Here is a 13,611-nt window from a genome sequence, read left to right as displayed (position 1 = left end):
GCCCGCCCCCGCTTATTGCGGCTGATATCGGAAGAAATGCACCCTCGTATCGCCGAAGATGCGGCTTTCGAGGAAAACATAGGAAGGGTGCACGGAAACGACAATATCGGCGCGTTCTTCGAGCACCGCGATTGCGCCTGGCCGCAGCCAGCCGCCCTCGGCCGCCGCCGCCATCGCCTTCTCACCGAGACCCTTGCCATAGGGCGGGTCGGCAAAGAGCACGTCGAAGGGGTCGAGATTGCCGACGCTGCCGAGATCGGTCGCATCCCGGCGCAGGATGCGCGTGCGGCCATGCAGGCCGAGCGCATCGATGTTCTCCCAGAGCAGCGCCCTGCCCTCGACGCTGTTTTCGACGAAGAGCGCATGGCGACAGCCGCGTGAAACCGCTTCGAGCCCGACGGCGCCGGTGCCGGCAAAGAGGTCGAGAATCCGGGTGCCATCGACGCATTCCGGATAGGCATGGCTCAATATATTGAACAGGCTCTCGCGCGTCCGGTCGGCAGTCGGCCGGATCTCGTTGGATTTTGGCACGGCGAGAGGCCGTCCGCGAAACTCACCGCCGACGATCCGCACCGCGCGTCATTCCTTTTCCTTTAGCACCACCTCTGGACGGCCCGCCCGCAGGCCTATCGCCGCCCGGCCTGTCACCGCCCGGCTTGGCGCCTTTCGGCTTGCCGGAGAAATTCTTAGGCCCGCCGGGCTTGCCCGCGAAGCTCTTGCCGCGGGGCTTGTCACCCGCAGGCTTGTCGCCGAACGATCTTTCGCCGCGCGGACGCTCGGAGCGGCCCTCACTGGCAAAACTTCTGGCTGCTCGCGGACGTTCGTCACCGTCCTCGCGCGGCCTGCGATCACCACGCGGCTTGTCGCCGAAGGGCCGGTCTCCACGCGACGGACGATCGCCGGCGGAGCTTCTCGCGGCCCGAGGACGCTCGTCACCTTCCGCACGTGGCTTACGGTCACCGCGCGGCTTGTCGCCAAAGGGGCGATCTCCACGTGACGGACGATCGCCGAACGGCCGGTCGCCGCGCGGACGCTCCGAACGGGCCTCACCGGCGGAGCTTCTGGCGGCACGAGGCCGCTCGTCGCCATCCGCACGCGGCTTGCGATCACCGCGCGGCTTGTCGCCGAAGGGCCGATCCCCACGCGAGGGACGATCACCGAACGGCCGTTCGCCGCGCGCCGGGCGGTCGCCAGAACCGCGGTCTTCGCGGGCGGGGCGACCACCAAAGCCGCGCTTGCGGCCGAAGCCCTCGCCCTCATCCTTGCGGCGGGGCTCTTCGCTCGAGCGGATCCACTCGCCATCCTCTTCGCGCACGCGGTTCACCTGGGTGCGCGGGCGATCTTCGATGCGATCGAAACCAGGGCCTTTTGCCGGCGACTGCTCGCCGCGCTTGCGTGCGGTCTGCGCATTCTTGGCAGCTTTCGCCGCGGCCTTTTCGCCGAGCGGCCGGGCGCCCGGCGCCATCCAGACATTGGCGCTGCGGCGCTGGCCGAGCGGCTGGGGACGCTTCGGCTTCTCGTCGTCCCTGCGGCCGCCGTCACGGCGATCATCATCTCTGCGCGCCCCACCGTGGCGATCGTCGCGCTTGGTGTCGAGGCGGCTCAACGCCCGTTCGCGCTTGTCCTCGTCACGGCGCGGACGCTCGCGCTTTTCAGGTGCTGCGGGTTCTGCCTCTTCCTCGGCAGCGACCGCCGCCGCATTGTAGATCGGCGCGTCGAAATTCGCCTTGGCTTCCTCGATGAGGCGCGGGCCGAGCTGGTCGCGCAGCGTGCGGCCGCGCACTTCGACGACATGGCCTTCCGGCAGGTCGCCGAGCTGGAACGGGCCATAGGAAATGCGGATCAGGCGATTGACGTCGAGGCCGAGCGCGCCGAGCACGTTCTTGATTTCGCGGTTCTTGCCTTCGCGAAGACCCATGGTGATCCAGACGTTCGAGCCTTGCGTGCGGTCGAGCGTCGCCTCGATCGAGCCGTAGAGCACGCCGTCGACGGCGATGCCGTCCTTCAGCTTGTCGAGCGCGTCCTGATCGATCTCGCCATGGGCGCGGACGCGGTAGCGCCGCAGCCAGCCGGTCGCCGGCAGCTCGAGCGCGCGGGCGAGACCGCCGTCATTGGTCAAGAGCAGCAGGCCTTCGGTGTTGATGTCGAGGCGGCCGATCGACATGACGCGCGGCAATTCTTCCGGCAGGTTGTCGAAGACAGTCGGCCGGCCTTCCGGATCGGCATTGGTGGTCACCAGCCCGGTCGGCTTATGATAAAGCCACAGCCTGGTGCGTTCGATGCCGCGGATCGGCACGCCGTCGACCTCGATGCGGTCGGCGAGCGTGACGTTGACGACGGGGGTTTCGAGAACCCTGCCGTTCAGCGTCACACGGCCTTCCATGATCATGCGTTCGATGTCGCGGCGGGAGGCGACGCCGGCGCGCGCCATCACTTTGGAAATGCGTTCGGCCTTGGCCTCGCCTTCGGTTTCGGCGGCGATCGGACGCGCGGCTGCAGCCTTTGCCGGCTTCGCATCGCCCGGCTTCTGCCCGGTGCCCCGTGAAAAGGGCTTTGCGCCGGGGCGTTTTGGCTTGTCTTTGGGTGTCATTTGTTGTTTGCCTGCCTTTTGGGCCTGTCTATCAGGTCACGCATCTGCGGTTAAGTGGAAATTCTTGCGATCGTGAAGACAAATCGTTTCATGGAGATGGCGCTCGAAGAAGCGCGTGCCGCCGGAGAACGCGGCGAGGTGCCGATCGGCGCCGTCGTCGTTGTCGACGATATTGCCGTTTCACGCTCGGGAAACCGCACGCGCGAGCTCAAAGACGTGACCGCGCATGCCGAAATCGCCGCGATCCGGCTCGCCTGCGAAGCGCTCGGACAGGAACGTCTTGCCGGCGCCGATCTCTACGTGACGCTGGAGCCTTGCACCATGTGCGCAGCAGCCATCTCGTTTGCGCGTATCCGCAGGCTCTATTATGGCGCCGAGGACCCAAAGGGCGGCGCCGTCGACAATGGCGTGAGATTCTATGCGCAACCGACCTGCCACCACGCCCCGGAGGTCTATTCTGGCTTCAACGAGGTCCAGTCGGCCGATCTGCTGCGAAGGTTCTTTTCGCAAAGGAGAGAGGCGCCGTAATCCCGGCGCCTGGGCGCGGCGGGCGTCATTTTTGCCGGCGCGCCGAAAAAGCTATTGCAGGAAGTTCCACCACTGCTTGCCGGTGTTGGCGACCGCTGCTTCCTTCTTGCGCTTCTTCTGCTTCTTGAGTTCGGGCTCGCCGACATCATCGAGCTTTGCCGGATCGTCGACGGTGCGGTAACCGGGCGGCGGGTCGGAGATATAGCGGCGCTGATCGATATAGGAGCCCTTCTGCAAAGCGCGGGCCTCGCGATAGGCCTTGGTCTGGGCTTCCGTCGTGCGCCGGCCGCCTTCGATCGCAGAACTGGCGAGCGGCGAGCGGTAATTCGGATTGTCCGAATTCGCGTCAGCTTCCGAAACGAGACGAGCACGCGTCTCCTCCGGCGATTCAAGCCATTGCGGATTGTCCTTGTTGGCGACCGTCTGCTGCGGCGCAACCAGGGTCTCTTTCTGCGCCTGCGCCGGCAGCACCAGCGTCGGGCGTGGCGTGTACTTGACGCCCTTGTTCTTCGGGTCCGGACCGGTCAACGACACGGACTGGCCGAGATCGTCGGTCAACTGTTCCATAGCGGTCTTGTCGGTGCCGTAGGTCGGGCTGCTGGCGCAACCGGACACCAGGGAACATCCCGCCACTACAACAGACAGGCAGGCGCCCATACGGAACCAATGCGTTGCTAACATGAAAACCCTTCCAGCCCTGCCGGTGCAATCGTCGCCCAACCGGACAACCGTCCCCCTGACGCAAAAATCCGGCCATTTTCAGGCAGCTTTTACCGGATGAACCGCGAAAACGCAATTCATCCGGCAATATTCTTCACTTAAGCGCCGCAAGTTCGCGAAGGGCAGCGGCGTCGCGGGCCGAAACATCTGGATATTCCGGATCGGAACCGACATCCCTGGTGATGCGCCAGGAGCGGGCGCATTTCTCGCCCTCTGCAAGCTTCGGGACGACGCTGACCTCCGGCACCTCGGCAAGGCGGAATGCATCCATCGGTCCTTCGCCGGCCTTGATCTCGATTGCCGAGGTGATGCAGACTTCGGTGAAGTCCTGGCCTTCCAGCGCCTTCAGCAGTTCCGGATCGGCGATATGAACGACAGGAGCCGCTTCCAGCGAGGAGCCGATGCGCTTGTCCTTGCGCTCGATTTCCAGGGCGCCGGTCACGACCGAACGCACGGTACGAATCTTCTTCCACTTCTCGGCCAGGACGTCGTTGCGCCATTCCTTTGCGACCGGAGCAAACTGCTCCAGATGCACGGAAACGGCGGACGGGTTGCGCGACAGCCAGGCCTCCTCGGTGGTGAAGGGCAACATCGGGGCGAGCCAGGTCACCATGCAATCGAAGATCTGACGGATGACATGCAGGCTGGCGCGCCGGCGCAGACTCGACGGCGCGTCGCAATAGAGCGCATCCTTGCGGACATCGAAATAGAAGGCCGAAAGTTCGACATTGGCGAAATCGATCAGCGCGCGGGCGATCTTCTTGAAGTCGAAGGCATCGTAGTTCTCGCGCACCAGCTCGTCGAGTTCGGCCAGCCGGTGCAGCATCAACTGCTCCAACTCCGGCAGGTCGGCAAGCGCGATCTCCTCGCCCTTGTCGTGGGCAAGCGTGCCGAGCATCCAGCGGATGGTGTTGCGCAGCTTGCGATAGGCATCGACATTAGTCTGGATGATCGTCTTGCCGACGCGCAGGTCGTCGGCATAATCGGAGGTCATCACCCAGAGGCGCAGGATATCGGCGCCGGCATCCTTCATCACTTCCTGAGGTGCTGTGACGTTGCCCTTCGACTTCGACATCTTCTCGCCCTTCTCGTCCATGGTGAACCCATGGGTGAGGACGGCGTTGTAAGGCGCGCGGCCGCGGGTTGCCGCCGATTCCAGCAGCGACGAATGGAACCAGCCGCGATGCTGGTCGGAACCTTCAAGATAAAGGTCGGCCGGCCACTTCAGGTCCGGGCGGTCTTCGAGCGTGAAGGTGTGCGTCGAGCCAGAGTCGAACCAGACGTCGAGGATATCCATGACCTGGGTCCAGCGGGAATGGTCGTGGTCATTGCCGAGGAAGCGCTCCTTGGCGCCTTCGGCAAACCAGGCGTCGGCGCCCTCATGTTCGAAGGCTTCGAGGATGCGGCCGTTGACGGCTTCGTCGACCAGGACCTCGCCCTCATCGTCGGCAAAGACGGCGATCGGCACGCCCCAGGCGCGCTGACGCGAGAGCACCCAGTCCGGACGGCCCTCGATCATGGCGCGCAGGCGGTTCTGGCCGGCGGCCGGCACAAAGCGGGTATCATCGATTGCACCCAGCGCGCGCGAACGCAACGTCGTGCCGTCAGCAAGGGTCTTGTCCATATAGACGAACCATTGCGGCGTGTTGCGGAAGATGACCGGCTTCTTCGAGCGCCAGGAATGCGGATACTGGTGTTTCAGCCGGCCGCGGGCAAAGAGCGCGCCGCGGGCGATCAGCTCCCTGATGACACGGTCGTTGGCATCGCCCTTCTTGCCGTTGTCGTCGATGACGCGGGCGCCCTCGAAGCCGGGGGCGTCGGCGGTGTAGAAGCCGCCGTCGTCGACCGGGAACGGGATCTTGGTCTCGATGCCGCGGGCCTCAAGCGTGCGGACAGCCGACATCCAGGCATCGAAGTCTTCGCGACCGTGGCTTGGCGCGGTGTGGACGAAGCCGGTGCCGGCGTCATCGGTGACGTGATCGCCATCGAGCAGCGGGACATCGAACGTATAGCCATTATCCAAATTTCTGAATGGATGAGCGCAAACAACGTTAGCCAGTTCGTCGTCACTTACGTCCCGCACAAAACGCAAGGTTACTTTGGCTTTCGAAGCACAATCCTCAGCCAAGCGCTTGGCGAAAACCAATTTCTCGCCTGGCTGCGGGCCGAAATCATTCGTAGCGCTTTCGACCTCGTACAGGCCATATTCAAGGCGAGCAGAAAATGCGATCGCGCGATTTCCCGGGATCGTCCAAGGTGTTGTTGTCCAGATTACGATGAACGCATCTTCATTGACCAACGGCGGGTTGACCTCATCCGCTGTAGGCGATGTTCCATCACGGCGATAATCGGCGGTCACTCCTCTAACGATCGGGAATTTCACCCAGATCGTGTCGCTCTCATAATCCTGGTATTCGACCTCGGCCTCGGCCAGCGCCGTGCGCTCGACCACCGACCACATGATCGGCTTGGAGCCGCGATAAAGCTGACCGCTCGCGGCGATCTTCAGGAGTTCACCGGCGATGCGCGATTCCGCGTGGAAGTTCATCGTCGTATAGGGATTGTCGAAGTCGCCCTCGATGCCGAGGCGCTTGAACTCTTCCGCCTGGACCTTGATCCAGCCGGCGGCGAATTCACGGCATTCCCGGCGGAATTCGTTGACCGGGACCTCGTCCTTGTTCTTGCCCTTCTCGCGGTACTTCTCTTCAATCTTCCATTCGATCGGCAGGCCGTGGCAATCCCAGCCGGGCACGTAATTGGCGTCGTAGCCGCGCATCTGGAACGAACGGTTGATGACGTCCTTGAGGATCTTGTTCAGCGCGTGGCCGATGTGGATGTTGCCGTTGGCATAGGGCGGACCGTCGTGGAGGACGAATTTCTCGCGGCCGGCGGCGGAAGCGCGCAGTTTCTTGTAGAGACCCATCTCCTGCCAGCGCTTGACGAGTTCCGGTTCCTTCTGCGGCAGGCCGGCGCGCATGGGAAAATCGGTCTCGGGCAAATAGAGGGTCTTCGAATAGTCGATCTTTTCGGCTGTGTCGGTCATGTCTGACAATCGTTTTCTGGCGGCCCAGGAAGGGGCGCAACGGGCGTGAAATAGCTGGTGACGGAAGCGCTCGTATCCAAGCGCCAAAAACCCGGACCTTCCGGCCGCTTAGCGCGCGCGGAAGGCCGGGCCGATAATTCGCATCATCATTGCCAGCCGATATTTCTTCATCGCGCCGGTTCATAGGCGTTTTTGCCGGGAAAAGGAAGAGGAGAATTCGCGGTTGGCAATCGGCTATATCGGCTTAAATTGTCAGCATCTCAGCGACAGCCGCACTCAAGGCGACCTCAGGAAAAGCAGAGTTTCTGATCAAGAGCGCCGAGCGGCTTAACACCTGCAAGCAGCGCCCTCGCCTCTTCCTCATCGCGCTTGATCTGGGCGACGAGCGGATCGAGGCCGTCGAATTTCAGCTCCGGGCGGAGATAGCCGAAGAAGGAGACGGAGCAGCGCTGGCCATAGAGATCGCCGCTGAAATCGAAAAGATAGGTTTCGAGCAGCGGCGCGCCGTTTTCCGTCACCGTCGGGCGGCGGCCATAGCTTGCGACGGCATCGTGGAGCGTGCCGTCCTGTCGGCGGAAGCGGACGGCGTAGATGCCGGCGGCAAGATCGACCTCCGGCGGCAGGCGCATGTTGGCTGTCGGGAAACCAAGCTGCCGGCCGAGTTTTTCGCCATCGATCACCTCAGCTTCCACCGTATAGCGGTAACCGAGCATGCCGGCGACTTCGCTGACATTGCCCTCCTTCAGCAGCGCGCGGATATGGCTCGAAGAGACGACATCGGCGTTTTCGTCGCGAAAGGCATCGATCAGGGTGACGCCGAAGCCGTAGGCATGGCCGGCATTCATCAAGAAGGCCGGACCGCCCTCGCGGCCGCGGCCAAAATGGAAATCGAAGCCGGTGACGACTTCGGAGGCACCGAGCCAATCCTTCAGGATCGAATGGATGAAATCATCGGCCGAGCGCTGCGAGAACTCGTAGTCGAAGGGATATTCGATGACGGCGCTGAAACCCAGCGTTTCCAGGATGCGGGCCTTCAGCGGCGCCGGCGTCAGCCGGAAGACCGGTGTCTGCGGCCGGAAGACCGTGCGCGGATGCGGCTCGAAGGTCAGCACCAAAGCGGGGATACCGCGCGCCTTGGAGATCTCGAGCGCCCGGCTCAGCACCGATTGATGGCCGCGGTGCACGCCATCGAAATTGCCGATGGCAATGACGCCGCCCTTCAGATGGGCGGGCAGGGGTTCGCGGGTTTCATTGCGGTGGAAGACGGTCATCGGCTGGCTTCTCTTCATGCAAGGCGTGTCTTCATGCAAGGCGGGGCATCCACCACTTCGGCGCGGCGTTTTCCCGTTCGAGATAGGCGTTGAGGATCGCCTCATCAGTCTCGCCGTTGAGAGTATATTCCTTAGCGTGGATACCACCGCTGATGTAGAGGAGGTCGAGGCGGTAATTCAAGGCGCCGCGCACATCGGTCGGCATGCCGTCGCCGATCGCCAGCACGCGGTCGACCGGGAAATCGCCGCGAAGCTCGCGGGCAGCCGCAAGTGTCGCCTCGTAGATCGGCCGGTGCGGCTTGCCGGCGATGCGGGTTTTTCCGCCGAGCTGCTGGTAATAGGCGGCCATGGCGCCGGCGCAGGGGATGATGCGATGGCCGCGCTCGACAACGAGGTCGGGATTGGCGCAGATCATCGGCACGTGGCGGGCTTTGAAATCGAGAAGCATGTCGGTGTAATCCTCCGGCTTCTCCGTCTCGTCGTCGAAAAAGCCGGTGCAGACCAGCGATTGCGCTTCGCCCGCCGGCCGGCGCTCGACGCCAATACCTTCGAGAAGCGCCTTGTCGCGCTCGGGGCCGAGCAGAAAGACGGTCTTCGGCCCTTCGGCGATCAAACCGCGCGTGACGTCGCCAGAGGTGACGATCCTGTCATAGGCGCTGTCGGGAACGCCGATCTGGCGCAGCTGCTCGACCACCTGCCAGGAAAGGCGCGGCGAATTGGTGATGAGGACGACGGCGAGGCCGCTGCCGCGTGCCGCTTCAAGGGCTGCGGCCGCCTTCGGGAACGGATCGACGCCATTGTGAACGACGCCCCAGACATCGCAGAGCACCACATCATAGCGATCTGATATCTCCGAGAAGTTTTCTATCCGCTTGGCCATTCCGATTTCCCGATTTGCTTCAGTCACCGGTGACATTGCAAAGGCGCAAGGCGATGGCAAGGCATTTTCTTCGCTGCCGGGCCAATGCGAAGAGCTCGAACGGCGGTCCGACAAAGCGGAAGGCAAAGGGTTTGACGATTATCGCCAAGCGGCAGATCGCCGACGGCGGACGAGTTCGGCAAAGTTCGCCTGCGCGGGTTTCGGCCGCAATCTCCGACTATTCTCCGGTCTCTTCACAATTCCGGCACAAAAATTCGTGATTGCTCTCATTGACTCCTCTCGGAGCCATCCCTAAATGCTCGTCGCTAGCACTCACCGCAAGGGAGTGCTAACATCTATCCATGTGGGCCACTCCGGTCCGCGAATGTCATTCGATCGAGGGATTAGACAATGGCAAGCACCAACTTCCGCCCCCTTCACGACCGCGTCGTTGTTCGCCGCGTTGAGTCCGAAGCCAAGACCAAGGGCGGCATCATCATTCCCGATACCGCCAAGGAAAAGCCGCAGGAAGGCGAAATCGTCGCCGTCGGCTCCGGCGCGCGCGATGAGTCCGGCAAGGTCGTCGCACTCGACGTCAAGGCTGGCGACCGCATTCTGTTCGGCAAGTGGTCCGGCACCGAAGTCAAGATCGACGGCGAAGACCTTCTGATCATGAAGGAAGCCGACATCATGGGCATCATCGGCTGATCGGCCGACCTGCTTTCCCGAAATGGCTGACGGGCCTTTTGCCCGAACAACTCGAATTCAGGAGTTAAGAATATGGCATCTAAAGAAATCAAGTTTGGCCGCACCGCGCGCGAAAAGATGCTGCGCGGCGTCGACATTCTCGCCGATGCAGTGAAGGTCACGCTCGGCCCGAAGGGCCGTAACGTCATCATCGACAAGTCCTTCGGCGCTCCGCGCATCACCAAGGACGGCGTTTCGGTCGCCAAGGAAATCGAACTCGAAGACAAGTTCGAAAACATGGGCGCACAGATGGTCCGCGAAGTTGCTTCGAAGACCAACGACATCGCCGGCGACGGCACCACGACGGCTACCGTTCTTGCCCAGGCGATCGTTCGCGAAGGCAACAAGGCCGTTGCAGCCGGCATGAACCCGATGGATCTGAAGCGCGGCATCGACCTTGCTGTCGCCGACGTCGTGAAGGATCTCCAGGCCAAGGCCAAGAAGATCTCGACTTCGGAAGAAGTTGCACAGGTCGGCACGATTTCGGCAAATGGCGACAAGCAGGTCGGTCTCGACATTGCTGAAGCCATGCAGAAGGTCGGCAACGAAGGCGTCATCACGGTTGAAGAAGCCAAGACCGCCGAAACCGAACTCGAAGTCGTCGAAGGCATGCAGTTCGACCGTGGCTACCTCAGCCCGTACTTCGTGACCAACCCGGAAAAGATGATCGCCGACCTCGAAGACGTCTTCATTCTCCTTCACGAGAAGAAGCTCTCGAACCTGCAGTCGATGCTCCCGGTTCTCGAAGCCGTCGTTCAGACTGGCAAGCCGCTCCTCATCGTCGCTGAAGACGTCGAAGGCGAAGCCCTTGCAACGCTCGTCGTCAACAAGCTGCGCGGCGGCCTGAAGATTGCTGCCGTCAAGGCTCCTGGCTTCGGCGACCGCCGCAAGGCCATGCTCGAAGACATCGCCATCCTGACGGGCGGCACTGTCATCTCCGAAGATCTCGGCATCAAGCTCGAATCCGTCACGCTCGACATGCTCGGCCGTGCCAAGAAGGTTTCGATCTCCAAGGAAAACACCACGATCGTCGACGGTTCGGGCGCCAAGACCGACATCGAAGGCCGTGTTGCCCAGATCAAGGCGCAGATCGAAGAAACCACTTCGGACTACGACCGCGAGAAGCTGCAGGAACGTCTTGCCAAGCTCGCTGGCGGCGTTGCCGTCATCCGCGTCGGCGGCTCGACGGAAGTCGAAGTGAAGGAAAAGAAGGACCGCATCGACGACGCGCTCAACGCGACGCGCGCTGCAGTTCAGGAAGGCATCGTCCCCGGCGGCGGTATCGCTCTGCTCCGCTCCTCCACGAAGATCACCGTCAAGGGTGCAAACGACGACCAGGAAGCCGGCATCAACATCGTTCGCCGCGCCCTGCAGTCGCTCGTTCGTCAGATCGCTGAAAACGCAGGCGACGAAGCCTCGATCGTTGTCGGCAAGGTCCTCGACAAGAACGAAGACAACTTCGGCTACAACGCCCAGACGTCCGAATATGGCGACATGATCGCCATGGGTATCGTCGACCCGCTCAAGGTCGTTCGCACGGCGCTGCAGAACGCTGCTTCTGTTGCATCGCTGCTGATCACCACCGAAGCCATGATTGCCGAACTGCCGAAGAAAGAATCGGCTGGCGGCGGCATGCCGGGCGGCATGGGTGGCATGGGCGGAATGGACATGATGTGATCGGCGAAAGCCATCACTGACCACCATTCCGGCATCCGGAACAGGAAGGGCGGCCCTCGGGTCGCCCTTTTCTTTTGCCCAAAGCGATTCGACGCGCGGCACAGTGATTTGCATAGCCGACGAACGCCTGCGCAGTTCTCTCTTGCGGGCTCCGGGCACGAAGCTTGCGCCAAACTTGCGCTGCCTGCGTATTTATCAGCCTGCCGACATGCGAGAGATCGCAGTGCTGCTGCAGTATTTCCGACCTGACGTGGAGTGAAAACGTTTGCAAAGCTTTCAAAGCTGATCCTCCCATGCCAATTCTCGCGAAATAGGCCGAAGATGCAGACATCCTAAGAAAAGAGGCCGATCCGAAGACCCCTTAAAAAGCCGTTGCCGTTTGTCCAAAAGCTCCTATAAATCCGCGCTGAATTAATGCGCGCCCGGCGATAATTTTTCGCCAATGGACGAGGCCGGAGCGCGGAAGGCGATACGTGAACGTTCGGCTTTGAGGAGCTCCGGTTACGGAGGCCAGATGGCCGTGGCAATAATCGCCGGAGGTAAGCGCGGGCATCATGCCCGCTGCTGCGTGATCCTGTTTCTTTGTGTTTGCCGAGCGTGCGGCCGAGGAGCCGCATCCGAACGGGGGGACGCCTTGTTTAACATCGCCAGAGCCAATGCAGCCGTACCTTTGACACCCAGCACGCTTGATGACGCCAATCAAAATCATAAGATGTTGGCGCAGTTTTCCGTTTCCGAAGCCTGGACTGGAGATTTTTCGAGCGGCATGCTCCGTCTCGGCGAATGGAGCGCGATGCTGCACGGCCTCGCCGCACAGGAATGCGGACTGCTCAGCCTGATCCGCTGCTATGATGCCAAGGACCGCAGCCACATATTGGAGCTGTTCGAGCAGGCGGCGGCGCGCTGCTCCTCCTTCTGTTTTTCGACGACGATCATCATGCCGAACGGCTTTCGCCAGCCGCTCTTCTGCATCGGCGAGTCCAACGGTCTGGAAGAAAAATTCGGCGGCAGCATGGTCGGCGTCCTCGTCTTTCCACGCTTCAAGCTGGAAGGCGCAAAGCAGATCACAAGCCGACGATAGGCCGGAATGGCTGCCCCTCACCCTAACTCTCTCCCCGCTCGCGGGGCGAGGGGACGTGCCCTGCGGTAGGTAGGCGGGGAACGGAAAGGTCGCGGCTTGTCCCTTCGCCCCGTTTACGGGGAGAAGGTGGCGGCAGCCGGATGAGGGGGGATCGGCGATCTCTTGGGTCGTTCGTTACTCCGGCTTGACCGGTATGTTGAGGCCTCTGGCACTTGCCGGACGAGCGATGCAGCGCTCCAGCCAATCCGAGATGGCGGGGAATTTCGCGTATTCGAGCACCTCGCGGCCACCATAGAAAATATCGGCACCGCGAACCCAGGTGAAGGTGGTGATGTCGGCGATCGTGTACTGATCGCCCATGATCCACTGACGGCCCTTCAACCGGTCTTCAAGCACCCCGAGCAGGCGCTTGGATTCATCGCGATAACGTTCCACCGGGTAGGCGTTGTTGGCGACCTTGTCGGCGGCGAATTTGTAGAAATGGCCGAACTGGCCGAACATCGGACCGATGCCCGCCATCTGGAAAAACACCCACTGGATGGTTTCATATCGGCCGGCGGCATCGGCAGGGATGAGCTTGCGGGTTTTCTCCGCGAGATAAAGCAGAATGGCGCCGGATTCGAAAAGGCCGATCGGCTTCCCATCCGGCCCGTTCGGATCGATGATCGCAGGAATGCGGCCGTTCGGATTGAGGGATTCGAATTCCGGCGATTTCTGCTCGTTGGCGGCGAAGGAAATATAATGCGGCTCATAGGCAAGGCCGAGCTCTTCGAGGGCGACTGAGACCTTCACCCCATTCGGCGTCTGCAGGGAATAAAGCTGGATGATGTCGGGATTTTTCGCCGGCCAGCGCGTCGTGATCGGAAATGCGGAAAGATCTGCCATCGGATTCTCCATGTTGGGTGCTGACCATAAAAACCGGGCTTGGCAAAGGCAAGCGGGGAGACCTCAAGAGAGATCGTTCCATATTAGTGAACGAACTGTCCCCTTTCGTTTATCTTTCCACAACGCAAGAAAAGAGCGACATAGAGGCATCCGAGGTCGAACCGGTGCCGGGGCACCAAGATCTCCAAAGTCCTTGAAACGGAGACAACG

Annotated in this window: 12 protein-coding genes; 5 read left to right on the top strand and 7 right to left on the bottom strand. The window is 61.8% G+C overall.

Annotated elements, in window-relative coordinates; translation table 11 throughout:
• Positions 1–12: 12 nt before the first annotated feature.
• Together rsmD and RWK44_RS22735 are read right to left on the bottom strand one after the other, a co-directional pair.
• Entirely contained in the window at positions 13–573 is a 561-nt protein-coding gene (gene rsmD, locus RWK44_RS22740) for a 16S rRNA (guanine(966)-N(2))-methyltransferase RsmD (protein WP_011650636.1), read from the bottom strand.
• Entirely contained in the window at positions 554–2,590 is a 2,037-nt protein-coding gene (locus RWK44_RS22735) for a pseudouridine synthase (protein WP_316029411.1), read from the bottom strand. The genes rsmD and RWK44_RS22735 overlap by 20 nt, the downstream gene beginning before the upstream one ends.
• 90 nt (positions 2,591–2,680) lie before the next feature.
• On the opposite strand from RWK44_RS22735, the gene RWK44_RS22730 reads away from it, so the two are divergent.
• On the top strand, positions 2,681–3,118 hold the full coding sequence (locus RWK44_RS22730; RefSeq protein ID WP_032999138.1) for a nucleoside deaminase: 438 nt from the start codon (positions 2,681–2,683) through the stop codon (positions 3,116–3,118).
• Between the two features lie 51 nt (positions 3,119–3,169).
• Here RWK44_RS22730 and RWK44_RS22725 read toward each other — a convergent pair whose 3' ends face one another.
• From RWK44_RS22725 to RWK44_RS22710, 4 genes are all read right to left on the bottom strand, one after another.
• On the bottom strand, positions 3,170–3,799 hold the full coding sequence (locus RWK44_RS22725; protein ID WP_316029410.1) for a hypothetical protein: 630 nt from the start codon (positions 3,797–3,799) through the stop codon (positions 3,170–3,172).
• A gap of 133 nt (positions 3,800–3,932) precedes the next feature.
• A complete protein-coding gene (gene ileS, locus RWK44_RS22720; protein WP_316029409.1) occupies positions 3,933–6,881 on the bottom strand; it encodes an isoleucine--tRNA ligase in 2,949 nt (982 codons plus the stop codon).
• A 287-nt stretch (positions 6,882–7,168) separates the two neighbouring features.
• Positions 7,169–8,152, bottom strand: coding sequence for a bifunctional riboflavin kinase/FAD synthetase (locus tag RWK44_RS22715; protein WP_316029450.1), 984 nt, complete (start codon positions 8,150–8,152; stop codon positions 7,169–7,171).
• A gap of 31 nt (positions 8,153–8,183) precedes the next feature.
• On the bottom strand, positions 8,184–9,032 hold the full coding sequence (locus RWK44_RS22710; RefSeq protein WP_316029408.1) for a TIGR01459 family HAD-type hydrolase: 849 nt from the start codon (positions 9,030–9,032) through the stop codon (positions 8,184–8,186).
• On the opposite strand from RWK44_RS22710, the gene RWK44_RS22705 reads away from it, so the two are divergent.
• From RWK44_RS22705 to RWK44_RS22690, 4 genes are all read left to right on the top strand, one after another.
• A complete protein-coding gene (locus RWK44_RS22705; protein WP_020048634.1) occupies positions 9,025–9,327 on the top strand; it encodes a hypothetical protein in 303 nt (100 codons plus the stop codon). The genes RWK44_RS22710 and RWK44_RS22705 overlap by 8 nt on opposite strands.
• 95 nt (positions 9,328–9,422) lie before the next feature.
• Positions 9,423–9,719: a co-chaperone GroES gene (groES, locus tag RWK44_RS22700; protein ID WP_003545797.1), complete on the top strand. Its 297-nt coding sequence runs from the start codon at positions 9,423–9,425 to the stop codon at positions 9,717–9,719.
• Positions 9,720–9,791: 72 nt separating this feature from the next.
• Positions 9,792–11,435: a chaperonin GroEL gene (gene groL / locus RWK44_RS22695; protein ID WP_003545786.1), complete on the top strand. Its 1,644-nt coding sequence runs from the start codon at positions 9,792–9,794 to the stop codon at positions 11,433–11,435.
• Positions 11,436–12,069: 634 nt separating this feature from the next.
• The gene (locus RWK44_RS22690) at positions 12,070–12,516 is read left to right on the top strand and encodes a hypothetical protein (RefSeq protein WP_316029449.1); all 447 of its coding nucleotides are present in this window, start codon (positions 12,070–12,072) and stop codon (positions 12,514–12,516) included.
• Between the two features lie 174 nt (positions 12,517–12,690).
• On the opposite strand, the gene RWK44_RS22685 is transcribed toward RWK44_RS22690, so the two are convergent.
• Positions 12,691–13,401, bottom strand: a complete 711-nt coding sequence (locus tag RWK44_RS22685) for a glutathione binding-like protein (RefSeq protein ID WP_316029407.1) — start codon at positions 13,399–13,401, stop codon at positions 12,691–12,693.
• Positions 13,402–13,611: the final 210 nt, after the last annotated feature.

Origin of the sequence: Rhizobium sp. 25PS6, assembly GCF_032464655.1 — a bacterium.
GTDB classification, from domain to species: Bacteria; Pseudomonadota; Alphaproteobacteria; order Rhizobiales; family Rhizobiaceae; genus Rhizobium; species Rhizobium laguerreae.
Note: the sequence above shows the minus strand (reverse complement) of the source record. Positions and strands in the feature narration are given on the sequence as shown.